The sequence below is a fragment of the Lentzea alba genome (assembly GCF_011067745.1).
In the GTDB taxonomy this organism is placed as follows: domain Bacteria; phylum Actinomycetota; class Actinomycetes; order Mycobacteriales; family Pseudonocardiaceae; genus Lentzea; species Lentzea alba.
Genome location: NZ_JAAMPJ010000001.1, coordinates 261,118 through 285,143, shown reverse-complemented (window position 1 = coordinate 285,143; position 24,026 = coordinate 261,118). Strand labels below are relative to the sequence as shown.

General features: G+C 69.5%; 24 protein-coding genes. 18 read left to right on the top strand and 6 right to left on the bottom strand.

Features of this window, described 5'->3' with window-relative positions; all coding sequences use genetic code 11:
• The first annotated feature begins 218 nt into the window (after window positions 1-218).
• On the top strand, window positions 219-3,206 hold the full coding sequence (locus tag G7043_RS01335; protein ID WP_166043001.1) for an AfsR/SARP family transcriptional regulator: 2,988 nt from the start codon (window positions 219-221) through the stop codon (window positions 3,204-3,206).
• Between the two features lie 9 nt (window positions 3,207-3,215).
• On the opposite strand, the gene G7043_RS49210 is transcribed toward G7043_RS01335, so the two are convergent.
• On the bottom strand, window positions 3,216-4,187 hold the full coding sequence (locus G7043_RS49210) for a hypothetical protein (protein ID WP_166042991.1): 972 nt from the start codon (window positions 4,185-4,187) through the stop codon (window positions 3,216-3,218).
• Window positions 4,188-4,307: 120 nt separating this feature from the next.
• Between G7043_RS49210 and G7043_RS01325 the strand changes: the two genes are divergently transcribed.
• Window positions 4,308-5,267, top strand: a complete 960-nt coding sequence (locus G7043_RS01325; RefSeq protein WP_166042988.1) for an ABC transporter permease — start codon at window positions 4,308-4,310, stop codon at window positions 5,265-5,267.
• On the opposite strand, the gene G7043_RS01320 is transcribed toward G7043_RS01325, so the two are convergent.
• Genes G7043_RS01320 through G7043_RS01310 form a run of 3 tightly spaced genes read right to left on the bottom strand, consistent with a single transcriptional unit; the run spans window position 5,163 to window position 7,103 of the window.
• Window positions 5,163-5,570, bottom strand: a complete 408-nt coding sequence (locus G7043_RS01320) for a YjbQ family protein (protein ID WP_166042986.1) — start codon at window positions 5,568-5,570, stop codon at window positions 5,163-5,165. The two genes, G7043_RS01325 and G7043_RS01320, sit on opposite strands and share 105 nt — an antisense overlap.
• A gap of 4 nt (window positions 5,571-5,574) precedes the next feature.
• The gene (locus tag G7043_RS01315; protein WP_166042984.1) at window positions 5,575-6,132 is read right to left on the bottom strand and encodes a sugar O-acetyltransferase; all 558 of its coding nucleotides are present in this window, start codon (window positions 6,130-6,132) and stop codon (window positions 5,575-5,577) included.
• Window positions 6,133-6,140: 8 nt separating this feature from the next.
• Complete coding sequence (locus G7043_RS01310; protein WP_166042983.1) at window positions 6,141-7,103, bottom strand: helix-turn-helix domain-containing protein; 963 nt, start codon at window positions 7,101-7,103, stop codon at window positions 6,141-6,143.
• 116 nt (window positions 7,104-7,219) lie between these two features.
• On the opposite strand from G7043_RS01310, the gene G7043_RS01305 reads away from it, so the two are divergent.
• The 6 genes from G7043_RS01305 to G7043_RS01280 all read left to right on the top strand — a co-directional run bounded on the left by G7043_RS01305 (window position 7,220) and on the right by G7043_RS01280 (window position 11,748).
• Window positions 7,220-8,059: an NAD(P)-dependent oxidoreductase gene (locus G7043_RS01305; RefSeq protein ID WP_166042981.1), complete on the top strand. Its 840-nt coding sequence runs from the start codon at window positions 7,220-7,222 to the stop codon at window positions 8,057-8,059.
• Window position 8,060: 1 nt separating this feature from the next.
• Complete coding sequence (locus G7043_RS01300) at window positions 8,061-8,630, top strand: DinB family protein (protein WP_166042979.1); 570 nt, start codon at window positions 8,061-8,063, stop codon at window positions 8,628-8,630.
• A gap of 9 nt (window positions 8,631-8,639) precedes the next feature.
• The gene (locus G7043_RS01295; RefSeq protein WP_166042977.1) at window positions 8,640-9,545 is read left to right on the top strand and encodes a glycosyltransferase; all 906 of its coding nucleotides are present in this window, start codon (window positions 8,640-8,642) and stop codon (window positions 9,543-9,545) included.
• An 11-nt stretch (window positions 9,546-9,556) separates the two neighbouring features.
• Window positions 9,557-10,021 (top strand): DUF4442 domain-containing protein, encoded by a 465-nt coding sequence (locus tag G7043_RS01290; protein WP_166042975.1) that lies wholly within the window; start codon window positions 9,557-9,559, stop codon window positions 10,019-10,021.
• Complete coding sequence (locus G7043_RS01285) at window positions 10,014-10,967, top strand: aminotransferase class V-fold PLP-dependent enzyme (protein ID WP_166042973.1); 954 nt, start codon at window positions 10,014-10,016, stop codon at window positions 10,965-10,967. Before G7043_RS01290 ends, G7043_RS01285 begins: the two co-directional genes overlap by 8 nt.
• A gap of 67 nt (window positions 10,968-11,034) precedes the next feature.
• Window positions 11,035-11,748 (top strand): hypothetical protein, encoded by a 714-nt coding sequence (locus G7043_RS01280; RefSeq protein ID WP_166042971.1) that lies wholly within the window; start codon window positions 11,035-11,037, stop codon window positions 11,746-11,748.
• A 105-nt stretch (window positions 11,749-11,853) separates the two neighbouring features.
• On the opposite strand, the gene G7043_RS01275 is transcribed toward G7043_RS01280, so the two are convergent.
• Window positions 11,854-12,282, bottom strand: coding sequence for a ferritin-like domain-containing protein (locus G7043_RS01275; RefSeq protein WP_313887655.1), 429 nt, complete (start codon window positions 12,280-12,282; stop codon window positions 11,854-11,856).
• Entirely contained in the window at window positions 12,279-12,722 is a 444-nt protein-coding gene (locus G7043_RS01270) for a hypothetical protein (RefSeq protein ID WP_313887654.1), read from the bottom strand. Before G7043_RS01270 ends, G7043_RS01275 begins: the two co-directional genes overlap by 4 nt.
• Before the next feature lie 129 nt (window positions 12,723-12,851).
• Here G7043_RS01270 and rimP point away from each other — a divergent pair, with 129 nt between their 5' ends.
• The 10 genes from rimP (at window position 12,852) to G7043_RS01220 (ending at window position 24,018) form a co-directional block, all read left to right on the top strand.
• Window positions 12,852-13,376, top strand: coding sequence for a ribosome maturation factor RimP (gene rimP, locus G7043_RS01265; protein WP_166042969.1), 525 nt, complete (start codon window positions 12,852-12,854; stop codon window positions 13,374-13,376).
• Entirely contained in the window at window positions 13,373-14,386 is a 1,014-nt protein-coding gene (gene nusA / locus G7043_RS01260) for a transcription termination factor NusA (protein WP_166042967.1), read from the top strand. Before rimP ends, nusA begins: the two co-directional genes overlap by 4 nt.
• Before the next feature lie 15 nt (window positions 14,387-14,401).
• Window positions 14,402-14,752 (top strand): YlxR family protein, encoded by a 351-nt coding sequence (locus G7043_RS01255; RefSeq protein ID WP_166044869.1) that lies wholly within the window; start codon window positions 14,402-14,404, stop codon window positions 14,750-14,752.
• A gap of 87 nt (window positions 14,753-14,839) precedes the next feature.
• Complete coding sequence (gene infB, locus G7043_RS01250; protein WP_166042965.1) at window positions 14,840-18,028, top strand: translation initiation factor IF-2; 3,189 nt, start codon at window positions 14,840-14,842, stop codon at window positions 18,026-18,028.
• Window positions 18,029-18,100: 72 nt separating this feature from the next.
• The gene (locus G7043_RS01245) at window positions 18,101-18,397 is read left to right on the top strand and encodes a DUF503 domain-containing protein (RefSeq protein WP_086665729.1); all 297 of its coding nucleotides are present in this window, start codon (window positions 18,101-18,103) and stop codon (window positions 18,395-18,397) included.
• Window positions 18,398-18,489: 92 nt separating this feature from the next.
• Entirely contained in the window at window positions 18,490-18,939 is a 450-nt protein-coding gene (gene rbfA, locus G7043_RS01240) for a 30S ribosome-binding factor RbfA (protein ID WP_166042963.1), read from the top strand.
• 114 nt (window positions 18,940-19,053) lie between these two features.
• Window positions 19,054-20,040 carry a DHH family phosphoesterase gene (locus G7043_RS01235; RefSeq protein ID WP_166042961.1) on the top strand — a complete coding sequence of 329 codons (987 nt, stop codon included), beginning with the start codon at window positions 19,054-19,056 and terminating at the stop codon, window positions 20,038-20,040.
• Window positions 20,037-21,170 carry an ROK family transcriptional regulator gene (locus G7043_RS01230; protein ID WP_166042959.1) on the top strand — a complete coding sequence of 378 codons (1,134 nt, stop codon included), beginning with the start codon at window positions 20,037-20,039 and terminating at the stop codon, window positions 21,168-21,170. The genes G7043_RS01235 and G7043_RS01230 overlap by 4 nt, the downstream gene beginning before the upstream one ends.
• 109 nt (window positions 21,171-21,279) lie before the next feature.
• Window positions 21,280-22,581, top strand: a complete 1,302-nt coding sequence (locus G7043_RS01225) for an MATE family efflux transporter (RefSeq protein ID WP_166042957.1) — start codon at window positions 21,280-21,282, stop codon at window positions 22,579-22,581.
• Window positions 22,582-22,692: 111 nt separating this feature from the next.
• Complete coding sequence (locus tag G7043_RS01220; protein WP_166042956.1) at window positions 22,693-24,018, top strand: MFS transporter; 1,326 nt, start codon at window positions 22,693-22,695, stop codon at window positions 24,016-24,018.
• The last annotated feature ends 8 nt before the right edge of the window (window positions 24,019-24,026 follow it).

The window sequence follows — 24,026 nt, the reverse complement described above, 5'->3', positions numbered from 1 at the left end:
ATGAACTGCCGACGCAAGCGTTTGCTGATCACGTCAGTTATTACCAACTTCCCTCACCGACACCATGAGAGCGCGACCAGCCCTACACTCCCGTTCCGACGGCATGACCAGCTGAAACAGGATGGAAAAGGCTCGGTGCCGAGGCGGCCAATTGAGATGCCTGTTGAGATCGGCGCATCATGGTAGATCGTCCAGGTTTGCCTAAATACAATTCAGCAATGGGCTCAGCCCCTGATGAGAAGTTGATTTTCAAGCTGCTCGGCCCCATCGAGGTCATCGGCGCCGAGGAGCAGGTCCAGGTGCCGCCAGGACGTCAGCAGACGATCCTGGGTGCTCTCCTGCTCGAAGCGAACCGCGTGGTCAGCATGGATCAACTGATCGACATCGTCTGGGAGCACACTCCGCCGTCGACCGCACGGGCGCAGATCCAGATCTGCGTGTCCGCGCTCCGGCGGGAGTTCACGCGAGTCGGCGTCGACGCCCAGATCGAGACCCGTCAACCCGGCTACCTGCTGCGCGTGGCGGGCGACAAGATCGACACCTTTCTTTTCGAGCGCCGCGTGGCCGACTCCGACGCCGCCGTTCGCCAGGGCCGGTTGGAAGAGGCGTCGACGGTCCTGCGGTCGGCACTCGCGTTGTGGCGCGGATCCGCACTCGGCGGCGCGGCCGCCACTTTGCACAACAAAGCACTGCGGCTGGACGAGAAACGCCTGTCCGTGCTGGAGAACTGCGTCGACATCGAGTTGTCGCTCGGCAGACATCACGCGCTCATCGGCGAATTGCAGAGCATGGTGACCGAACACCCCTTGCGCGAACGCCCGCGCGGTCAGCTCATGCTCGCGCTCTACCGGTCCGGCCGGCAGTCCGAGGCGCTCGACGTCTACCGGACCGGCCGCGACCTCTTCGTCGAGCACCTCGGCCTCGAACCGAGCGACCAGTTGCGCAAGCTCGAGACGGCGATCCTGACCGACGACGAGGTGTTGCGTCTCGACCAGGAGAAACCGGTCCCGGTCACCGTGCAGAACGTCGTGTCACCGCGTCAGCTGCCGGCCACCATCGCGGACTTCATCGGACGCCAGGACGTCGTGGCGCGCGCCGAGACGGTGCTGTCCGGTGACCACCTGACCATGCCGGTGGTGACCATCTCGGGCAAGGCGGGCATCGGCAAGAGCGCTCTCGCGGTGCACGTCGCGCACCGCGTCGCCGCCGAGACCTACCCGGACGGCCAGCTCTACTGCGACCTCCGGGGCACGCAGGCCCAACCGGCCACTCCCGCCGAGGTGCTCGGCCGGTTTCTGTCCGCCTTGGGTGCCGTGGGGTCGACCTTGCCCGACGGTGTGGACGAACGCGCGGACATGTACCGCAGCATGCTCGCGAACCGCCGTGTGCTGGTGGTTCTCGACGACGCGGGCAGCGAGTCCCAAGTGCACCAGTTGCTGCCGGGCTCGCCCACGTGCGGTGTCGTCGTCACGAGCCGGAAGCGGTTGACGGGCCTCGCCGGATCTCAGCTGGTCGACGTCGGCTTCATGGACTCCGGCGACGCGCTGGAGCTGCTGGGCCGCATTATCGGCACGCAACGCCTGCGCGGCGAGCCCGTCGCGGCGTCCGCGCTGGTGGACGTCGTGGGAGGGCTCCCGCTCGCGCTGCGGATCATCGGCGCCCGCCTCGCCGCCCGCCCGCACTGGACGCTGGCCTCGATGGTCGGTCGCCTCGCCGACGAACGGCACCGCCTCGACGAGCTCGTGCACGGCGACATGGTCGTGCGCGCCAGTCTGTCGTTGACCTACGACGGCCTGGAACCCGACACGTGCCGTGTCATGCGGCTGATGTCGTTGCTGGAGGCGGAAAGCCTGCCGGTGTGGACGGCCTCCGCGCTCACCGACGACGACCGCCACCGCGGCTTCGACCTGGTGGAACGTCTCGTGGACGCCCAGCTGCTCGACGTGGTCGGCAGCGACGTGGCGGGGTTGCCGCGCTACCGCTTCCACGGCCTGATTCGCTTGTTCGCCAAGGAACAGCTCGCCGTGCACGAGTCTTCGGCCACGCAGCTGGCCGCAGTGGAACGCGTCGCTGGCGGCTGGCTCGCGATGGCCGAGCAGGCACACCAACGGCTCTACGGCGGCGACTTCACCGTCCTGCACGGCACCGGCCGACGCTGGCAGCCGCACGCGGCGTACCTCGACCACGTGCTGCAGGACCCGTTGGGTTGGCTGGAGAGCGAGCGCCCGAACATCTGCGCCGCCGTCCTGCAGGCCGCCGACGCGGGGCTGGACGAGCTGTGCTGGGACCTCGCGATGACGCTCGTGACGTTGTTCGAGACCCGCAGCTATCTCGACGACTGGCAGCAGACCCACGAACACGCGTTGGAGGCCGTGCGCAAGGCGGGCAACAAACGCGGCACCGCCGCCCTCCTGTGTTCGCTGGGCTCGTTGCACCACAGCCAACAGCGCATGAAGGCGTCACGGGCGGCGCTGGAACCCGCTCTGGAGCTCTTCACCGAGCTCGACGACACCCACGGCCTGGCGCTGGTGCGCCGGAACCTGGGCCTGCTGGAGTACAGCGAGGGACGCCCGGAGCTCGCGGCCCGGATCTTCGCGCAGTCGCTGGCGGGCTTCGAACGCGCCGACGACGTCGTCGGCCAGGCCTACGTGGTGTCCCAGCTCGCGCAGCTGTCACTGGACCGCGGCGAGCACGAACTGGCGGTCGGGCAGTTGCGCGGCGCGCTCGGCATGTGCCGGGAGATCTCCAGCCCGCGCGTCGAGGCCCAGGTGCTGTACCGGCTCGGCGGCGCCATGTTGGTGCAGGGCCGCCACGAGCAGGCGCAGCGGCTCATCACGTCGGTGCTCGGCATGGTGCGACGCTCCGGCGACACCGTCGGCGAGAGCTACGCGCTGCACTCGCTCGGCTTGGTCAACGGGCGGATGCGGATGTTCGCCGAAGCCGGCCGGTTGCTGCGGCGCGCGATCCTGTTGTGCGAGGAGAACCTCGACCGGGTCGGGGCGGCGCGGATCCGGCTCGACCTGGCTCAGCTCGTGTCGCAGCGCGGCGAGACGTTCCACGCGATCGCCATCGTGGAGCAGGCGATGAGGACGTTCCAGGAGCTGCGGCTCTCCTTGTGGGAGAGCAGGGCGCTGGCGGTGCTGGAGAAGATCACCGTCGAGAACCCGCTGCCCGCCGCCGTTTCCTCGAACGGCGGCGCGCGCTGACGGCTGCGATCAGGTCGTCGGCACCAGCGAGTCGATCATCTTCTGCAGCTCGGCCTCCTTCGGCAGCGGCGGGTTGTTGCCGCCTCCGCCGCCCTCCAGGTCGCCGTTCACCATCAGCACGTGCAGCTTGCTGCTGCCGTTGAGCACGACGACCTTGAGCATGCCTTTGCTCGCCAGGCACTTGCTCGCCGACTGGGTGACCGTGGCGTCGACCTGCACGCCCTCGACGACGACCTTCTCGCCGGTCTTCTGGGTGTGCTGGATCTTCACGACCTTGGGCTGGGACACCTCCACCTTGGGCTCACCGCCCGACGAGTAGAACTGCACCGCCACGGCCTTGGTGAAGTCCGTCGCCGTCTTGTTGATGTCGCCCTTGGGCAGCAACGTGCCGCCGGTGGTGCCCTTCGTGAAGTCCTTGCCCTCGCACTGGTAGTCGCCGTACGAGGTGATGCCCGACAGCGAGATGCCGGGGAACTTCTCGACCCCGACCTTGGCGTCGGCGAGCACGTCCCAGCTCTTGGGGACCTCGTAGTTGAAGCCGAGACCCGTCTGGACGCACTGCATGCCGTCGTCCTTGCACGGACCGTCGGTCGGCTGCGAGGAGGCACTGGTCGGCGTGGACGGGCCGGTCTGGGAGTTGGTGTTGTCCGAGCGCGAGAGCAGCAGCCACGTCAGGCCGCCGCCGACCAGCAGCACCAGCACGACCGCGCCGAGCACCAGCCAGAGCGTCTTCTTACTCTTCTTCGGAGGTTCGTCGCCGAACCCGCCGTACACGCCGAGGCCGCCGTACCCGCCCTGACCCTGCTGGGGGAAACCGCCGGTCTGGGGATAGCCGCCCTGCTGCGGGAAACCACCGGTCTGCGGGTAGCCGCCGGTCTGGTAGCCACCGCTGGGATAGCCGCCGCTCGGGTAGTCACCCTGCTGCTGGCCCCAGCCCTGCTGGTCGTTCCAGCCGCCCTGTCCGCCGCCTGGGTAAGTCACGGGCCGAACGGTACCTGGTGGGTCTGACAGTCCTTAATTCATCAAGCGTTGACTTCGGTGGCGTGTCGGGCGTACCGTTCGCCACAGAATTCAACACGTGATGAACTTAGGAGGCTCGTGATGCGCACCGCGCTGGTCACCGCCGTCGCAGGCGCGGTGGTGGCGTTTCTTCTGGGATTGCTGACTTTCGGCGTGCAGGCGACCGCGCACCCGCACGACGTCCCGCTCGCCGTGGTGGCGCCTCCGCCGATCGCGGAACGCGTCGCGGCCGCCGGCTCCGCCGAGGTCGACCTCAGGGTCGTCGGGGCCGAGGAAGCCCGGACCCTGTTGGCGGACAAGGAGGTCTACGGCGTGCTGGAGATCGTGCCCGGTCAGGCGACGATCCGGCTGAACCCCGCGATCAACCCGTCCGGCACGCAGGTCGCGCAACAGGTGCTGACCGGCGTCGCGCAAGGTGCGGGGCTGCCGCTCAAGGTCGAGGCCCGGGCCGTGTCCGCCGCCGAACGCACGGCGCCCCTCGCCGCGAGCGCACTGCTGTGGGTCGGCGGGATGGTCGCCGGTCTGCTGTTCGTGGTGCTGAAAGGCCGCAAGCTGAGGTTGCTGTCGTCGCTGACCACGGCCGTGCTGGTCGTTGCCTCCGTGACCGGGCTGCTGGCATGGTGGGGCGTCACGTTCAACGCCGAGGCACTGGGCTTCCTGCTCGTTGTCGCCGTGTCGTTCGCACTGCTGCAGGCCGGGTTGTTCAAACACCTCGGCATCCGCGCGATGGGGATCCTCGGCCTGCTCTACCTGATGGCACCCGCTGTGGCGGGTCAGGTGCCGGAACTGCTCAACCCGGTCTACAAAGCAGTCCTGTGGTCGTGGACGCCGTTCCGGTTCTCCACGGAAGGCCTGCGCACCCTGATGTACGACGGGTCCGTCAGCACCGAGTGGTGGGTCTTCGGCGGGATCGCGCTCGTCGGGCTCGTCCTGCTGCTAGCCGGCCAGAAAACTCAGCCGGACCGTCCGGACGGGGTTGTCGACGTTGGTGTCGACGAGGCAGATCGACTGCCACGTGCCGAGCGCCAGCACACCGCCTAGCACCGGGATCGTCGCGTACGGCGGCACCAGCGCGGGCATCACGTGGTCACGGCCGTGACCAGGGGTGCCGTGCCGGTGCCGCCACTTCACGTCGTGGGGCAGGATGCGTTCCAACGCGGTCAGCAGGTCGTCGTCGCTGCCCGCGCCCGTCTCGATGATGGCGACCCCCGCGGTCGCGTGTGGCACCCACACGTGCAGCAGGCCGTCGCCGTTCTCATCGGAGAGGAACCGCTCGCACTCACGCGTGAGGTCGTGCACGACCTCTTCGGCACCGGTGCGGATCTGGATCTCCTCGCTGCGCATGACCTCAGATCTTACGAACCACCCGTGCGGGGTTGCCGACTGCAAGCACGTGATCAGGCAAATCGCGCGTCACGACACTGCCCGCGCCAACGACCGTGTTGTTCCCGATCGTCACACCCGGACACACGATCACGCCGCCGCCGAACCACACCTTGTCCCCGATGACGATCGGCGCGGTGGTCTCCCAGCCCTCGATCCGCGCGTCGTGGTCCTCGATCGGGTGCAACGCGGTCAACAGCTGCACGCGCGGGCCCATCATGACGTTGTCGCCGATGGTGACCGGGCCGCAGTCGAGGATGATGCCGTCGTAGTTCATGAAGCTGTTCGCGCCGATGCGGGTGTTGTAGCTGTACTCGATCTGCAGGCGCGGCAGGAGAACCGTGTTCTCGCCGATCTCCGCGACGAAGTCCTTCAGGATCGCGTGCATGCCCCCGTAGTCACCGGGTTCCAGCGCGTTGTAGCGAACCATCGCGCGCTGCGCCCGCTGCCGGTCCTCCTCCAGTTCGGAGTCCATCGACAGGTAGGGCTCGCCGTTGGTCATCTTGTCGCGGTTGGTTCCCATGGGGACATTCAACCCGCGTAGGCGCGGCGGTAGTCGGTGGGCGGGACGCCGACGTGGGTGGTGAAGTGCCGGCGCAGGTTCGCGCCGGTGCCCAGGCCACAGCGTTGCGCGACCTGTTCCACGGACAACGAGGTCGTCTCCAGCAACGACTGGGCGTGCGCGACCCGTTGGGCGAGCAGCCACCGCAACGGCGTGCTGCCCGTGGCGTCGTGCAGGCGGCGGAAGAACGTGCGCTTGCTCATCCCGGCACGGCGGGCGAGCGCGGCGACGGTGAGCGGCCGGTCCAGGTGCTTCGTCGCCCACTCCAGCACCGGCGCGATGCTGTCGTCGTCGGTCTCGGGCACGTGCCGTGTGACGAACTGCGCCTGGCCTCCGGTGCGATGCGCGGGCACGCACAGTTTGCGCGCCAACTGGTTGGCGATGTGCGCGCCGAAGTCCTGTCGCACCAGGTGCAGGCACAGGTCGAGGCCTGCGGCCGCACCCGCGCTGGTGAGGACGTCGCCGTCGTCGATGTAGAGCACCGAGTCGTCGACCTCGACCTCCGGGTACCGGCGGGCCAGCTGGTCGGTGTAGGACCAGTGCGCGGTGGCGCGGCGCCCGTTCAGCAGCCCGGCCTCGGCGAGCACGAACGCGCCGTTGCACAGCGCGGCGATGCGCACGCCGTTGTCCGCGGCGTCCTGGAGTTCCTTGACCAGCAACGGATCCAGCGCCTCGGTGCCGTCGAGAACCGCCTGCGGAACGGACGGGATGATGATCGTGTCCGCACCTTGGAGGCCTTCCAAGCCGTGCTCGGGGCTGAGCGTCCAGCCGTGCCGGGCCCGTGGCGCCGCGGGGTTCAGGCCGCACAACCGCAGCGTGTACCAGGGGTCGAAGTGGTCGACGCCGAACACCACACACGCCAGCCCGGCCTCGTAGACGTCCCAGAGGGCCGGTGCGTCGTCATCGGTCACCAAGATCGCCACCACGTTCATGCCCACACGGTAGCTGGCAACAATCGTTCGACTGTCGGCATTTGTGCCACTATCGGCGCCGCGCGGATCTTGCGAGGGTGGTGGAGATCAACCGACAACCCTTGGGGGACAACGCAATGCACTCCGATGTTGCCGTGCTCGGCCTCGGTCAGATGGGTTCCGCGCTCGCCGCTGCCTTTCTGCGCGCCGGACACCGCGTCACGGTCTGGAACCGCACGGAAGCCAAGGTCGCGCCCTTGGTGGCTCAAGGCGCCCACGCCGCGACGTCCGCCCAGGAGGCTCAGCACTCCGCACCTGTGGTGGTGGCCTGCGTGCTCGACTACCCGGCGCTGGCCGAGATCCTCGACCCGGCCCTGCCCGGCATCCTCGTCAACCTCACGTCCGGCTCACCGGAACAGGCTCGCGCGATGGCCGGCCCGCGTTACGTCGACGGCGGCATCATGACCACGCCGCCCGGCATCGGCGACCAGGGCTCGATGATCCTCTACAGCGGTGACCAGGACGCGTTCGAGACGGCGAAGGACCTGTTGTCGGTGCTCGCCGAACCGGTGAACCTCGGCGCGGACCCCGGTCTCGCCGCCCTGTACGACACGGCACTGCTGGGCATCATGTGGGCGACGCTCACCGGTTGGTTGCACGCCAGCGCACTGGTGACCGCCGACGGTGCCACCGCACAGCACTTCACGCCGCTGGCCACTCGCTGGCTCGGCCCGGTCGCCGGGTTCATCAGCACCTATGCCGAGCAGGTCGACGCCGGCGACTACCCCGGTTCCGACGCCACCTTGGACGTCCACCTCGCCACTTTGGACCACCTGGTGCACGCCAGCGAGGTCAGGAAGATCGACGCGGCGCTGCCACGGCTGTTCCACGACTACGCGCAGAAGGCGGTCGAAGCAGGCCACGGCACCGACGGCTGGGCGCGGATCATCGAACTGCTGCGCGCGAAGGCGGCCTGAGATGGAGTGGCCCGCACTGCTCGACGCCACGGCCCGCGAGTGCGTGGAGGTCTTGCGCGAACTGCCCGACGACGGCTTCTCCCGCCGCGCCACCGGACTGGAGTGGTCCTGCCGCACTACGCTCGACCACGTGGTCGAGGGGCTGCTCGGCTACACCGCCCTGCTGGCCACCCGTGCCGACCGGCGCTGGACCAGCCTGCTCGGCACGCTCCGGCCCGGCCTGCCGCTCGAGCACTGCCTCGAAGGCGTCACGACCACCGCGACGTTGTTGTCCCGCACCGTCGCCGCCTCCCCGGACGCGCGGGCCTGGCACCCGTGGGGCACCTCGGACGCGGCCGGGTTCGCCGCGATGGGCATCACCGAACTGACGATGCACACCCACGACATCGCGCAGGCGTTCGGAGTGCGGTGGCGGTCGGAGAACTGCGCACCTGTGGTCGAGCGGCTGTTCCCTGACGCCCCAGCGCATTCCGACCCGTTCGCACTGCTGCTGTGGTGCACCGGACGCGACGAACTGCCGGGCGTGCCACGTCGGGAGCAGTGGCAGTGGCACGGAGCCGTCGCCGCGTAGATTCACATCATGCGCGTGCTTTTCGCCAGCATGGCCACCGTTGGTCACACCTTCCCGTTGATCCCGTTGGCCCTCGCATTGCGCGACGGCGGGCACGAGGTCCACTTCGCGGTCGGCGACGAGATGCATCCGGAGCTGGAACGGCTGGGGCTGCGGCCGTTCCGCCCCGGTCTGGTGTTCGGCGAGATCTACGCCGAGGACATCGCGCCGGAACTGGAACGCGTCCTGCCCGACCTGGTGATCAGCGGGTGGGCCGTGCCGGAGGTGCACCGGGAAGCCAGGCGCAGGGCGTTCCCGGTGCTGTGGCACGGGTTCGGCCGAATGTTCCCGGACGGCATCGGGCTGGCCCGCCCGGTGGGCCGGCACCTCGACATCTGCCCGCCCTCGTTGCAGGACAAGGGCTTCGCCGACGATCGCATCCTGCTGCGGCCGGTGCCGCACGCGACGCCCGGCGAGGTTCCGGCGCGCACGCACGAGAAGCTGATCCTCGTCACGTTCGGCACCGTGTTCGGCAGCCAGGACCTGCTCGCGACGGCGGTCGCCGGGCTCGGCCGGCTCGACGCCCAGGTGGTGGTCGCCGCACCGGGCAGGTGGCTGCCGCAGGCCGAGGTGATCCGGCAGGCGGACGTCGTCGTGCACCACGGCGGCAGCGGCACGATGCTCGCCGCGCTGGCCTCGGGTGTCCCGCAGGTGGTGCTGCCGCAGGGCGCGGACCAGTTCGGCAACGCCCAGGCGCTCGTCGAGGCCGGGGCGGCGGTGCGTCCGGACGCGGTGAGCGCCGAAGCGATCGCGGAGAGCGCACGACTGTTGCTCGTGGACGGCCGTTACCGGGAAGCCGCACGTCAGATGGCGGAAGAGATACGTCACATGCCCTCGCCGAAGGAAGTTGCGGACAGTCTGGCGGAGGTTGTGTAACACTGTTTTTTATGAAGGCAAGCCGCCTGCGCCTCGGGATGAACCTGTGGCCGCCGTTCCTGTTCGCCGGCATCCGCGTCGAGGAGATCTCGCCGGACTACCGGTACGCGCGGGTGCGCATGCGCCTACGTCCGTGGAACCGCAACTTCTTCGGCACCCACTTCGGCGGTTCGCTGTTCGCGATGACCGACCCGTTCTGGGTGCTGCTGCTGTTCAACCAGCTCCGCGGCGAGCACGTGGTGTGGGACCAGGCCGGCGAGATCGACTTCGTCGCGCCTGGCCGCGGCACGGTGCGCGCGGAGTTCCGGCTGACCGACGAGCACGTCGAGCAGGTGCTGGAGCGGACCGCGTCCGGTGAGAAGGCCTTGATCTGGTTCGAGACGGACGTCGTCGGGCAGGATGGGTCCGTGATCGCACGGGTGAAGAAGCAGGTCTACGCGCGACGCAAGCGCGACAAGCAGCTCGCGCATGCGTGAGTCCTTCGGAGCGGTTTTCGACGTCGAGCCGGGTTATCTGAACACCGCGTCCATCGGCGTGCCTCCGCGGCACGTCGCCGACGCGGTCGCAGCCGCTCACGAACGGTGGCGGCGCGGTCAGGACACCTCCTCGACCTTCAACGACGCGGTCGAGACGTCCCGCGAAGCTTGGGGCCGGATCGTCGGCGTCCCGGCGACGTCGGTCGCGTGCGGCGCCACGGTGTCGCAGTTCGTGTCGCTGGTCGCCAGGGCGTTGCCCGCCGGGACGAAGGTCTTCGTCGAACCGGGCGAGTTCACCAGCGTCACGCTGCCGTTCGTCGCGGCCGGCCACGAGATCGTGTCCACTGTGGACGCTGCGGATCTCGTCGCGGTGAGCGTGGTCCAGTCGGCGGACGGCAGGATCGCGGACCTCGAAGCGTTGCGGACGTCCGGCAAACCGGTGCTGCTCGACGTGTCGCAGGCCGCCGGGTGGATGCCGTTGTCGCTGGCGTGGGCCGATTTCGTCGTCGGGGTCGGCTACAAGTGGCTGATGGCACCGAAGGGCGCGGCGTGGCTCGCGGTCCGGCCGGACCGGATGGACTTCCTCGAGCCGGTGGCGGCGAACTGGTTCAGCACCGAGGAGAACTACGGGACCACACTGGTGCTCCGTTCGGACGCACGGCGGTTCGACATCTCGCCGACGTGGTTCGCACACGTCGGTGCGGCGGTCGCGCTTCCGTGGGTCGCCTCGTTGGATCTTGCGGCCGTGCGCGCGCACAACGTGAATCTGACGGATCGACTCCTGACCGGCCTCGGGCTCCCGCCGAACGGTTCGGCGATCGTCTCAGTAGACGTACCCCACGTTTCAGGTGTCGTCTCATCGGTTCGTGCAGGTCGCACGCGGTTTGCGTGTCACATGTACAACACGGTCGAGGACGTTGATCGGGTGCTCAAAGCGCTTGGCTGACCTCCGTCCGTTACCGTGGGTCCTTGTGTCGGAACCACGCCAGTCACCTGAAGAGGTGACCCACAGCATGCCTCGTTTCCCACCGAGGCCGACCGACACCGCGCCGCTCTACCCGGCCGACGAGCTGATGAAGCTTCAGTCGATCATGGAAAGCCGCCAGGGGCAGCTGCCTGTCCAGCCCCCACCTCCCCCGCGCAGGATCACGTGGGTGGGAAAGGCGCTGGCTCTCGTCGGCGTCGCGGTGGTGTCGGGGCTCGTGTGGTGGGTGTTGCAGCCGTCGGACCCGGTCGGCCAGCCGGTCCCGCAGCCGCAGAAGGCCGCGGGGGAGTTCGAGTTCACCACCGTGCCGCAGCTGCCCGAACCGGTGAAGGACAGCGACTGCGCGACCCACGCGACGAGCCAGACGCAGGCGTTCTTCAAGACCACGCCGTGCGTTCAGCTGACGCGTGCGTTCTACACGGCGAAACTGCCGGACGGTCGCGTTGTGTACTCGTCGGTGTCCGTGGTGAAGATGAAGACCGCGGCCGAGGCGAAGGCACTGCGTGAGCTGACCCAGAAGGACGGCACCGGCAACGTCAAGGATCTGGTCCTCGACAAGGCCGTCAGCGTGCCGCCGCTGACCACGCTGGCCAACGGCGGGTACGCCTCGGAGCAGCGCGACCTGGAGGTCGTGATCGTCGAGTCCGACTCGCCGGTCAAGGGCACCGACCCGGCCGCGCACAACAAGGAGATGAAGAAGGTCTCCGCCGACGCGATCAGGCTGGCGTCGTCCTTCGCCTAGTGCACGCGGGGAGCTTTCGTTCGCTCCTGGCACACGCGGGGCCCCCGCGTACCGTCTGACAGTACGAAAGCTCCCCGCGTGACTTTCGGAATGCGGAAAGTGCGGTCAGCCGGAGGCGACGCCCGGCATCGTGATGGAGGCCGGGTTCGAGCCGGCGATCTTGCGCCACCGGGTGGCTCGCACCGCGGCGGTCGTCAGCGACTCGAGCGCCGAGGTTCGCAGCGCGGGGTCGTCCGTCCGTTCCAGGACACCGCGCCATGCGGCACAGGTGTCCTGCTCGACCGCGATCAGGGCCGCCAGCGCGGAAGGGCCGTCCGAGACCGGAGCCGGCGGCAGGTAGGCGGCGGCGGGAGGGGTCGGCGTCGCGGCGTGGTCCCGCAGCCAGCGTTCGGTCGTGTCCCGGCGTGCCCGGTGCGCGTTCGCACCCTCCGCGACGGCCGCGGCCTGGTCGCCCAGGAACGCCGACACCATGCCGTAGGTCCACAACGCCGCGTGCTCGGTGCCGAGCGCGGTCTGAACGGCGTCCACGTTCACGCGAGCACCTCCCGCAGCGATGCGCAGCCGGCGGCCACCGAGCCCACGAGACCGGCGCGGTAGGCGGGCAGCGAGGTGACGGCGGCCGAGGCGTCGCGCACGGACTCGTCGAGCGACGTCCGCAGCGCGGCCAGCGGGTCCGGCGGAGTGGGCGGCGTGGTGGGCGCGGGCGGTGCCGTGGAGGACAGCGGCGGCCGTTCCCGGTCGACCTCGGCCTGCAGCAGCGTCGCGTGCGTCTCGCGGGCCCTGGCGATCTCCGCGGCCGCCGGCACCGCCGTCAGCGTCTTGGCCAGCGCGGCGTCCGCCCGCGCCTGGGCCGCGAGCGCTGACAACGGGTCCGGCGGAGGTGGCGGGGGAGGCTCTGTGGTGCACGCAACGGCGAGCGGTGCCGCGGCCACCGCGAACAGCACGCGACGGCGGCTGACCGATTCGGAGATCACGCGAACCCATACTGCCAGCAGCCGTGCGGCGCGGTGGGAGGCGGGCGAACGAGATAGTCTGAGCGTCCACGGCCGCCGAAATACCGTCGGCCGGGGTTTTCATGCGTTCGAACTGAATGGAGACACCACGTGTCCAGCCCGCCGCGCGGAGAGCTTTCCGCGCAGCTAGCACCCGTTGTGCGGGAAGCTCTCGAAGCCGCCGGCTTCGACCTCGACGCGCTCGACGTGAATCAGGCTGGGCGCCGCCGTCTGGTCAAGGTCGTCGTGGACGGTGAGGACGGGGTCGGCCTCGACGAGGTCGCCGAGGCGAGCCGGGTGGTCTCCGCCGCGCTCGACGCGCACGACCACCTGATCAACGGGCCGTACACCCTCGAGGTCACCTCGCCGGGTGTCGAGCGCCCGCTCACCCGCCCGCGCCACTGGAAGCGCGCGCACCTGCGTCTCGTGAAGATCAAGCAGCCCGATCAGGCCGAGTGGTTCGGCCGGGTCGGCGAGTGCGACGAGACCGGGGTCGAGCTGCTGCACCAGGGCGAGCTGCGGCGCGTGGAGTACCGCCACATCGAACGCGCGGTCATGGAGATCGAGTTCAAGCAGCCGCCGGTCGAGGAACTGGCTCGGCTCACTCGGAAAGCACCGAAGGAGGAGCCGAGGTGAACGTCGACATCGCCGCCCTGAGGGCGATCGAACGTGAAAAGGACATCCCCTTCGAGACGGTCATGGAGGCGATCGAGTCAGCACTGCTGACCGCCTACAAGCACACCGAAGGGCACCACTCGCACTCGCGCGTGGAGATCGACCGCAAGACCGGCGTCGTGCGCGTGCTCGCGCAGGAGCTGGGGCCGGACGGCGCGGTGCAGGAGGAGTGGGACGACACTCCGGAAGGCTTCGGCCGCATCGCCGCCACCACCGCGCGTCAGGTCATCCTGCAGCGCCTGCGCGACGCCGAGCACGAGCGGACGTTCGGCGAGTTCGCCGCCAAGGAGGGCGAGATCATCGCCGGCGTCGTGCAGCGCGACGCCCGCGCGAACGCCCGCGGCATGGTCGTCGTGCAGGTCGGCGACACCGAAGGCGTGCTGCCGCCGGCCGAGCAGGTGCCGGGCGAGCAGTACAACCACGGCGAGCGCATCAAGTGCTACGTCGTGAGCGTGTCCCGCGGTGCGCGCGGGCCGCAGATCGCTCTCTCGCGCACACACCCGAACCTCGTGCGGCGGCTGTTCGCCCTCGAGGTCCCGGAGATCGCGGACGGCACCGTGGAGATCCCCGCGGTGGCACGTGAGGCAGGTCACCGTTCGAAGATCGCGGTGAAATCAACGGTTGCCGGAGTGAACGCCAAGGGCGCCTGCATCGGCCCGATGGGTGCCCGCGTGCGCAACGTGATGCACGAGCTCGGCGGCGAGAAGATCGACATCATCGACTACTCGGACGACCCCGCAACTTTCGTCGGGAATGCATTGTCACCAGCGAAGGTTGTGTCCGTACGGGTGCTCGACGAGCGCGCCAAGACGGCGCGTGTCGTGGTGCCGGACTTCCAGCTGTCGCTGGCGATCGGCAAGGAGGGCCAGAACGCCCGTCTGGCCGCCCGCCTGACCGGCTGGCGCATCGACATCCGCAGCGACGCGGAGTCCCCGGCCGCCGGTGCGGTCACATCCAGTTCGGCCGAATGAGCTCCAGGGGATAGAATTATCAACGGTTCAACGTCAGGTTCGGTTTCCCAGCACATCGGCCCTGTTCGCACGTGCATTGGATGCCGCACCAGGACGTTGCCGTCTGAGCTGCTGCGTGTGGTCGCGATCGACGGTTCGGTGGTTCCGGACGTCGGCAAGCGACTTCCTGGTCGGGGTGCTTGGTTGCATTTCGATCTCGAATGTCTGCGCAACGCCGAGCGGCGACGGGCGTTCTCACGGGCCCTCCGGGTCCAGGGATCACTCGACGTCGCTTTGTTGCGCGAGCACCTGGAGCAGCAAGGGACCTTGGCCTCGGGACAGCCCCGTGGCCAGCAAGCAACAAGGAAGCAGGTCGACCCGTCATGAGTCAGCCGTGAAGCTGAAGACATGAACGCGCGACGTTAAGACGAGGTCGATGGGACTTGCCCGCCGGCCTCACGACCAAGGAGAGCAGTGGCAGGCAAGGCCCGCGTGCATGAGCTCGCGAAAGAGCTCGGTGTTACGAGCAAGGAAGTTCTGAACAAGCTCGCCGAACAGGGCGAGTACGTGAAGTCCGCGTCGTCGACCGTCGAGGCCCCCGTGGCCCGGCGGCTCCGTGACGCCTACGAAGCCAAGTCCTCGAAGCCGTCGGCCCCCAAGCCGTCCGCTCCGAAGCCCAAGGCGCCCGCCCCCGCGGCTGCCGCGCCCGCCGCCCCGGCGGAGTCGAAGCCGGCCGCGTCCGACAAGCCCGCCGCACCGAAGGGCATGCCCGGCCCCAGGCCGGCCGCCCCGCGTCCGCCGGCACCCAAGCCCGCTCCGGCAGCTCCTGCCGCGCAGGCTCCGGCGCCCGCACCCGCGGCACCCGCACCCGCTCCCGCGCAGCAGCCCCAGGCTCCGGCCGCCGCACCGGCTCCGGCCGCGTCGGCTCCGGCCGCCCCCAAGGCCGCTCCGGCTCCCGGCACCAAGCCGGGTGGCGGTCCGCGTCCCGGCCCGCGTCCGGCCCCGCAGCAGCAGCCGCAGGCTCCGGCCGCGTCGACCGGTGCGCAGCAGTCCCCGTCCGTGGTTCCGCCGCGCACGCAGGCCGCCAAGCCTGCCGGCCCGCGGTCCCCGCGTCCGGGCAACAACCCCTTCGGCGTCGGTGGCGGCAACGCTCCCGGCCCGCGTCCTGGACCTCGTCCCGGCCCGCGCCCGGAGCAGGGCGGCGGCGACCGTCCCACCGGTCCGAAGCCCGGCGACCCGCGTCCGGCCGGTCCCCGTCCGGCGGCTGCCCAGGGTGGCGGCCGTCCCGGTCCGTCCGGTCAGGGCGGACCTCGTCCGGCCCCCGGCCAGGGCGGTCCTCGTCCGGCTCCCGGTCAGGGCGGTCCTCGCCCCAACCCGGGCAACATGCCCCCGCGCCCGAACCCCGGCATGATGCCGGGCCGTCCGGCCGGTAACCGTCCTGGCCCTGGTGGCGGCGGTGGCCGTCCCGGTGGTGGCGGTGGCGGCGGCGGTCGTCCCGGTGGGGGCGGCGGCGGTGGCGGCTTCCGCGGCGGCGGTGGCGGCGGCGGCGGAGGCGGTGGCTTCCGCGGCGGTGGCGGCGGAGGCGGCGGTGGCGGCTTCCGTCCCGGCGGCGGCGGTGGCGGTGGCGGTGGCTTCCGTCCCGGCGGTGGCGGCGGTGCCGGTGGCGGCGCTCCGGCCGGCGGTGGCGGCGGCGGTTTCCGCGGTCGTCCCGGTGGTGGCGGCGGCGCAGGTCGCGGCGGTACCGCTGGTGCCTTCGGTCGTCCGGGTGGTCCGGCGCGCCGTGGACGCAAGTCCAAGCGGCAGAAGCGCCAGGAGTACATGGACAACATGCAGGCGCCTTCGGTCGGTGGCGTCCGCCTGCCCAAGGGGCAGGGCGAGACGATCCGCCTGCCGCGCGGTGCCTCGCTGACCGACTTCGCCGACAAGATCAACGCCAACCCGGCGTCGCTCGTGCAGGTGCTGTTCCACCTGGGCGAGATGGTCACGGCGACCCAGTCGGTGTCCGACGAGATCCTGGAGCTGCTCGGCTCCGAGATGAACTACGTCGTGCAGGTCGTGTCCCCCGAGGAGGAGGACCGCGAGCTGCTCGAGACGTTCGACATCACCTACGGCGAGGACGCCGGCGACGAGGAGGACCTGCAGGTTCGCCCGCCGGTCGTCACCGTCATGGGTCACGTCGACCACGGTAAGACCCGACTGCTCGACACCATCCGCAAGGCGAAGGTGCACGAGGGTGAAGCCGGTGGCATCACCCAGCACATCGGCGCCTACCAGGTGGAGACCGAGCTCGAGGGCAACCCGCGGCTCATCACCTTCATCGACACCCCCGGTCACGAGGCGTTCACCGCCATGCGTGCCCGTGGTGCGAACGCGACCGACATCGCGGTCATCGTCGTCGCCGCTGACGACGGCGTGATGCCGCAGACGGTCGAGGCGATCAACCACGCGCAGGCTGCTCAGGCGCCGATCGTGGTCGCGGTGAACAAGATCGACAAGGAGGGTGCGAACCCCTCCAAGATCCGCCAGCAGCTGACCGAGTACGGCCTCGTCGCCGAGGAGTACGGCGGCGACACGATGTTCGTCGACATCTCCGCGAAGCAGGGCATCAACATCGACAGCCTCCTCGAGGCCATCCTGTTGACCGCCGACGCGTCGCTGGACCTCCGGGCCAACCCGGACATGGAGGCCCAGGGTGTCGCGATCGAGGCGCACCTCGACCGCGGTCGCGGTCCGGTCGCCACGGTGCTGGTCCAGCGAGGCACGCTCCGCGTCGGCGACTCGATCGTCGCGGGCGATGCCTACGGCCGCGTCCGCCGCATGGTGGACGAGCACGGCGACGACGTCCACGACGCGACCCCGTCGCGTCCGGTGCAGGTCATCGGCCTCACGTCGGTGCCGCGCGCTGGTGACTCGTTCCTCGTCGTCGACGAGGACCGCGTCGCCCGGCAGATCGCCGAGCGTCGTCAGGCCCGCACCCGCAACGCCGCCAACGCGGCGAAGCGCAAGCGCGTCAGCCTGGAAGACCTGGATGCGGCGTTGAAGGAAACCAGCGCTCTCACCTTGATCATCAAGGGTGACAACTCGGGTACCGTCGAGGCCCTCGAGGACGCGCTCATGAAGATCGAGGTCGGCGACGACGTCGAGCTGCGCGTGATCCACCGCGGTGTCGGTGGCATCACCGAAGGCGACATCAACCTCGCCGTGGCCGGCTCCGCCATCGTCCTGGGCTTCAACGTCCGGGCCGAGGGCAAGGCGACCGAGCTCGCGAACCGCGAGGGTGTGGACGTCCGGTACTACACGGTCATCTACCAGGCCATCGACGAGATCGAGGCCGCCCTCAAGGGTCTGCTCAAGCCGGAGTTCGAGGAGGTCCAGCTCGGCCGCGCCGAGATCCGCGACGTCTTCAAGTCCTCCAAGGTCGGCACGATCGCGGGTTGCATGGTCCTGTCGGGCGAAATCCGCCGCAACGCGCGTGCTCGCCTGATCCGTGACGGCAAGGTGATCGCGGAGAACCTCCCGATCAGCTCGCTCAAGCGGTTCAAGGACGACGCCACCGAGGTCCGCGAGGGCTTCGAGTGTGGTCTGACGCTCGGCAACTACAGCGATCTGAAGCTCGAGGACGTCATCGAGACCTTCGAGATGCGCGAGAAGCCGCGCGCCTGATGGTGTAGATGAGGGGTGCGGAGCCGTTTTAACCGGTGGCTCCGCACCCTTTTCTTCTGGAGGATCTTGCCCATGTTCGTGGGGTCTCTGGAACTGGACGTGCTGCTCGGCGACGTCCACTCGTTGAAGGAGAAGCGCTCGCTCGTCCGGCCCGTCGTGGCCGAACTGCGTCGTCGTTTCGAGGTCGCCGCGTCCGAGGCGGGTCATCAGGACCTGCATCGGCGCGCATTGATCGGTGTCGCTGCCGTCGCTGCCGACGCCGCGCACGTCAGGGAAGTCCTGGCCGGCTGTGAAAGGCTGGTCGCAGGACGACCCGAACTGGAACTGCTTTCAGCTCGGACGAGGCTGGTCGGGCCCGAGGATGACTGAGCGCGGGCAGGACTGGAACTGCACTGTGCTTATTGCCTTTCGGGCCCGTACACGTCTCGTGGGGCCGGAGGACGACTAGGAAGGGGAGGCTCGTGGCCGACACGGCACGTGCCCGCAAGCTCGCCAAGCGGATCTCGCAGATCGTGGCCTCCGCGCTGGAGCACGAGGTCAAGGATCCGCGTCTGGCCAGGGTCACGATCACCGACACCAAGGTGACCGGGGACCTGCACGACGCGACTGTTTACTACACCGTTCTGGGTGAGCGGCTGGACGTCGAGCCCGACCTCGCCGGGGCCGCCGCGGCTCTGGAGAAGGCCAAGGGTGTGCTGCGGACGATGGTCGGTCAGCAGACCGGCGTTCGTTTCACGCCCACCCTGACGTTCATGACGGACACCGTGCCGGATGCGGCGCGGAAGATGGACGAGCTGCTGGCTCAGGCTCAGGCCGCCGACGCCGAGGTCGCTCGGTTGGCGGCCGGGGCCTCTCCGGCCGGCGAGGCGGATCCCTACAAGGCGCCTCGCGAAGAGTCTGAAGAGGACTGACCACACCGGGCGGACGTGTTCATCGCGTCCGCCCGGTGTCTTAATCGGCTGGAAACTGTCTTGTCCGAGGGTGCCCTGCAGCACATCGCGACGGCGAGCAGCTAACGTCTCCCTGTGGCAGACGACCTGAGCACAACCATTGCCGAGGCCGCGCGGTTACTGGCCGGCGCTCGTGATGTGACCCTGCTTGGTCACATCAATCCCGACGCGGACACGCTCGGGAGTGCCTTGGCGGTCGGGCTCGCGTTGCACCGGCGTGGGGTGAAGGTGCGCGTGGCGTTCGGTGAGCCGGAGACGGTGCCCGAGTCGCTCAAGGCGTTGGACGTGGCCGGCCTGCTGGTGCACCGGGATTCCGTGCCCGCCCAGCCCGAACTGCTCGTGGTCATGGACACCGGCAGCCTGCAACGGCTCGGTCCGCTGGGAGACCGGGTGGCCGGGTGTCGTGGGCCCGTCATCGTCATCGACCACCACGTGTCGAACACGCGCTACGGGACGTTGCACTGCATTGACGAGCACGCGGAAGCGACGGCTCTCATCGCTTTGAAGTTGCTCGACGAGATGGACGTCGAACTCGACGAACCCGTTGCCCGGTGCATTTACGCCGGACTGGTCACCGACACCGGGGGCTTTCGCAAGGCAGGACCCGCGGCGCACGCGACCGCCGCGCGTTTGCTGGAGACCGGTGTGGACGCGTACAGCGTCACACGGCCGTTGATGGACGCACATCCGTTTGCGTACTTGGGGATGTTGTCGCGTGTTCTGGCCCGCGCCGAACTCGACCAGAAGGCCGCGCACGGCCTGGGACTGGTGCACGCGGTGGTGGGCATGGACGACGCGCGTGACGTTCGCAGCGAGGAGGTGGAGAGCGTGATCGACGTCGTGCGCTCTGCTTCCGAGGCCGAGGTCGCGGCCGTGTTGAAGGAACTGCGGCCCGAGTTCTGGTCGGTGTCGTTGCGCGCCGTGAGCCGGGTCGACGTGCGTGAAGTGGCGCAGGTGCTCGGCGGGGGTGGGCACCGGCTGGCGGCCGGGTTCACCTTCGCCGGAACCGCTGAGCAGGTCGTTGCCGCGCTCAAGGGCGCGTTGGAGCGGGTGGAGTCATGACACGGACAGGAAGCCCGCGGCTGCTGCGGGAGATCAACGACCGCGCGGCCATCGAGACGTTGCTGCGCAGCGGCGCGATGACGCGAGCCGAGCTGGAAGAGGTGATCGGCCTCTCCAAGCCCGCGACGGCACAGCTGCTGGCGCGGCTGGAAGAAGACGGCATGGTGGTGCGCACCGGCCTGCGCGGCGGCGGACGCGGCCCGCGCGCCCAGATGTGGGCCGTCAACGGCGGCGTGGGGCACGTGGCGGCGGTGGCGCTGACGCCCGAGCTGATCGACGTGGCCATCGCGGACATCACCGGTTCGCTGTTGGCGGAACACAGCGCGCCGATGCCCAAGGAAAACACGCTGCAGGCGTTCCGCGAGACCGTGCAGAAGGCGGCGGCGCTGGCCGGTCTGAGGCTGGACGCCCTGTCGCACGTGGTGGTCGGCACGCCCGGCGCCGTAGACCCGGCCACCGGACACCTGGGATTCGCGCCGCACCTGCCGGGCCTGGTGGACGTCGACCTGCCCTCGACGCTGCGCGAACTGCTGGGCACCTCGGTGTCGATCGAGAACGACATCAACCTCGCCGCGCTGGAGGAGATGAGCTCCGGCAAGGCCGTGGGCGTGCGGAACTTCGTGCTGTTCTGGCCAGCGGACGAGATCGGCTCGGCGGTGGTCATCAACGGCGTGCTGTTGCGCGGCGTCACCGGCGGTGCGGGCGAGATCGACTCGATGCAGGTCCCCGGCGGCCGCTACGGCGACCAGGTGGACAGCGACGCGATCGTGGCACTCGCCGCCTCACACGGCATCGCGGCCGACTCGGGCCTGGAAGCCGTCGCGCACGCCCTGACCACGGGTGTGGAAGGCCGCGCGTTCTTGTCAGACCTCGCTCGTAGGATCGCTTTGGGGTTGGCGAACGTCGTCTGCGTGCTCGACCCGGAGCTCGTGCTCCTGTCGGGCGGCGTGGCGCAGGCGGGCGGCGAGACCTTGTGCGAGCTGGTGTCGGTGGAACTGCTGAAGCTGGTGGTGCCGCGCACCCCGGTCCAGCTCGCGCAGATCACCGCGAATCCGGTGCGGTCCGGTGCGCTGCACTCGGCGCTCGCGGTGGCTCGGGAGCAGGTGTTCGGGCTGCCTCAACGGGCGTAGGCGTGGCCGGCTCGGGTTCGGCGGCCTGGGTTGGTCCGGCTGGCCCGGCACGCTCAGGAGTGGGCGTCGTCACCGGTCGCCACCGGCTCCGAGCACCTAGGTTCGATGCGTGGAGGATCGGGTTCCCGCGCGGCGGGTGATCGGACTGGCCGTGCCCGCGCTCGGCGTGCTGGCGGCTGAGCCGTTGTACGTGCTCGTCGACACGGCCGTTGTCGGGCACTTGGGTGCGCTGCCGTTGGCTGGGCTGGCGCTCGGCGGTGTGTTGCTCACGCAGGTGTCGACGCAGTTGACGTTTCTCTCCTACGGCACGACGGCGCGCACGGCGCGGTTGCACGGTGCCGGGCGGCGGCGGGAGGCGGTTGAGGAGGGCGTTCAGGCCACTTGGCTCGCGCTTGCGGCCGGGGTGTTGGTGGTGGTGCTCGGGCAGGTGTTCGCGCGGCCGCTGGCGGAGTTGCTCGCGGGTGGCGGGGCCGTGGCGGACGCGGCGGTGGAGTGGGTGCGCATCGCGTTGTTCGGGGCGCCGTTCATCCTCGTCACGATGGCCGGCAACGGGTGGATGCGCGGTGTGCAGGACACCAGGCGGCCCTTGAAGTACATCCTGGTCGGCAACGGGATCAGCGCGGTGTTGTGTCCCGCGCTCGTGTACGGGGCCGGGTGGGGGCTCGAGGGCTCGGCGATCGCCAACGTGGTGGCGCAGGTGTTGTCAGCCGGGTTGTTCTTCCGGGCGTTGTTCGCGGAGCGGGTGCCGCTGAAGCCGCACTGGGGCGCCATGCGCGCGCAGTTAGGCATGGGGCGCGACTTGGTGTTGCGCAGCTTGGCGTTCCAGGCGTGTTTTATCAGTGCGGCTTCGGTTGCGGCGCGGACGTCCGTTGCGGCCGTGGGGGCGCATCAGGTCGTGTTGCAGTTGTGGACGTTTCTCGCGCTTGTGCTTGATTCGCTTGCCATCGCGGCCCAGTCGCTCGTCGGCGCGGCGTTGGGGGCCTCGAAGCGGCGGCAGGCGGAGAAGCTGGCTTGGCAGGTCACGCGGTACGGGCTGGTGTTCGGCATTGGGCTCGGGGCGGTTTTCGCCGCGCTGGCAACGGTTCTGCCGCAGGCGTTCACCTCGGACGTGGGAGTGCTCGAAGAGATTCCCAACGCCTGGTGGTTCTTCGTGGCGCTGCAACCGATCGCGGGCGTGGTGTTCGCGTTGGACGGGGTGTTGCTGGGCGCCGGGGACGTGAAGTTCATGCGGACGGCGACGCTCGGGTCCGCGGTGATCGGGTTCCTGCCGTTGGTGTGGGCTTCGTACGCGTTCGGGTGGGGGCTCGCCGGGATCTGGACCGGGCTGTCGGCGTTCATGGTGTTGCGGCTCGTCGCGGTGGTGTGGCGCACACGCTCGGGGGAGTGGGCGGTCGAAGGCGCGGTCAGGTAGACGCCCCGAACGGACGCTGTGTTCGACCTCACGGCATGAAATCGTTACCAAGAAGGTTGTTTAGGCGATGTAACTAATGTTCACCCGCCTCCGACCTGGGAGAGTGCCGTCTTGCCGTCGGTCGATCGCGCCACCCGAACCTCGTGGCTGATCTGGACCACCGCCGTCTTCGTCTACTTCGCCGCCGTCTTCCACCGCACCACGCTCGGCGTCGCCGGGCTGGAGGCGAGTGAGCGGTTCGGGCTCGGCCCCGCGCAGCTCGGTGTGTTCACCGTGCTGCAGATCGGTGTCTACGCCCTCATGCAGATCCCGACCGGTCTGCTCGTGGACCGCTTCGGTCCGCGCAAGATCCTCACCGTCGCCGCGTTGCTCATGGGCACCGGTCAGCTGCTGTTCGCCGTCGCCGACTCGTACGGGCTGGGGCTCGTCGCGCGGGCCGTGCTGGGCATGGGTGACGCCATGACGTTCATCAGCGTGATCCGGATCGTGGCCATGCACTTCCCGCCGCGCCAGTACTCGCTCGTCGTCGCGGTCACGGCCGCGCTGGGCGGTGTCGGCAACCTCATCGCCACCGTGCCGCTGACGCTCATGCTCGGCTCGATCGGGTGGACGTGGGCGTTCCTCGTCGCGGGCGGCCTCACCGCCGTCTACTCCGCCGTGGCGTTCTGGCGGGTGCGCGACGTGCCCGTCGGGTTCGTCGCGCCGAAGCCGGAGGCCGTGCCGATCAGGAAGATCTGGCCGAAGGTGCGGCAGGCGTGGAGTGTGCCCGGCACCCGGCTCGGGTTCTGGGCGCACTTCAGCACGATGTCGACGCCGGCCGTGCTCGGTCTGCTGTGGGGGTACCCGTACCTCGTGCAGGCGCAGGGCATGTCGGCCAAGGCGGCGTCGTCCACGCTCGGCCTGCTGGTCATCGGCGCGATCGTGGCGAGTCCGATCATCGGCGCGCTGTTCTCGCGCAACCCCGAGTGGCGCATGCCGATCTCGGTCGGGTTCCTGGCGTTCGCGTTCGTCGGGTGGACCGTCCTGCTGCTGTGGCCGGGCGGGCACGTGCCGGCGCCGGTCATCGCCGTCGTGTTCCTCGTGCTGACCGTGGGCGGGCCGATCTCCGGTGTCGCGTTCGCTCTCGCCCGCGACTACAACCCGTCGCACCGGCAGTCCACCGCGAGCGGGCTGGTCAACGTCGGCGGCTTCCTCGCCGTGACGGTGACCGCGCTCGGCGTCGGCGTGCTGCTGGACCTGCTCGAGCACCTCATGCCCCCGCAGACGGCGTTCCGGATCGCGCTGAGCTTCTGCGTCGTCGTGCTGGTGTTCGGCGGCTGGCGGATGCTCGTGTGGTGGCGGCGCGCGCGTGCGGCGGTGTTCGCCGCGGAGGAGCGTGGTGAGACGGTGCCGGTGCAGTTGCGGCGTCGTCGTTGGGACGCTCTCCGCGTCGCTTAAGCTTTTGC

Bases quoted from the DNA above. Each gene is read 5' to 3' on its own strand.
- G7043_RS01230 (WP_166042959.1), top strand. From the start codon at position 20,037: ATGACACGGACAGGAAGCCCGCGGCTGCTGCGGGAGATCAACGACCGC.
- G7043_RS01310 (WP_166042983.1), bottom strand. From the start codon at position 7,103: ATGAACGTGGTGGCGATCTTGGTGACCGATGACGACGCACCGGCCCTC.
- G7043_RS01325 (WP_166042988.1), top strand. From the start codon at position 4,308: ATGCGCACCGCGCTGGTCACCGCCGTCGCAGGCGCGGTGGTGGCGTTT.
- G7043_RS01295 (WP_166042977.1), top strand. From the start codon at position 8,640: ATGCGCGTGCTTTTCGCCAGCATGGCCACCGTTGGTCACACCTTCCCG.
- G7043_RS01290 (WP_166042975.1), top strand. From the start codon at position 9,557: ATGAAGGCAAGCCGCCTGCGCCTCGGGATGAACCTGTGGCCGCCGTTC.
- G7043_RS01300 (WP_166042979.1), top strand. From the start codon at position 8,061: ATGGAGTGGCCCGCACTGCTCGACGCCACGGCCCGCGAGTGCGTGGAG.
- G7043_RS01280 (WP_166042971.1), top strand. From the start codon at position 11,035: ATGCCTCGTTTCCCACCGAGGCCGACCGACACCGCGCCGCTCTACCCG.
- G7043_RS01285 (WP_166042973.1), top strand. From the start codon at position 10,014: ATGCGTGAGTCCTTCGGAGCGGTTTTCGACGTCGAGCCGGGTTATCTG.
- G7043_RS01335 (WP_166043001.1), top strand. From the start codon at position 219: ATGGGCTCAGCCCCTGATGAGAAGTTGATTTTCAAGCTGCTCGGCCCC.
- G7043_RS01245 (WP_086665729.1), top strand. From the start codon at position 18,101: ATGTTCGTGGGGTCTCTGGAACTGGACGTGCTGCTCGGCGACGTCCAC.
- G7043_RS01315 (WP_166042984.1), bottom strand. From the start codon at position 6,132: ATGGGAACCAACCGCGACAAGATGACCAACGGCGAGCCCTACCTGTCG.
- G7043_RS01320 (WP_166042986.1), bottom strand. From the start codon at position 5,570: ATGCGCAGCGAGGAGATCCAGATCCGCACCGGTGCCGAAGAGGTCGTG.
- G7043_RS01305 (WP_166042981.1), top strand. From the start codon at position 7,220: ATGCACTCCGATGTTGCCGTGCTCGGCCTCGGTCAGATGGGTTCCGCG.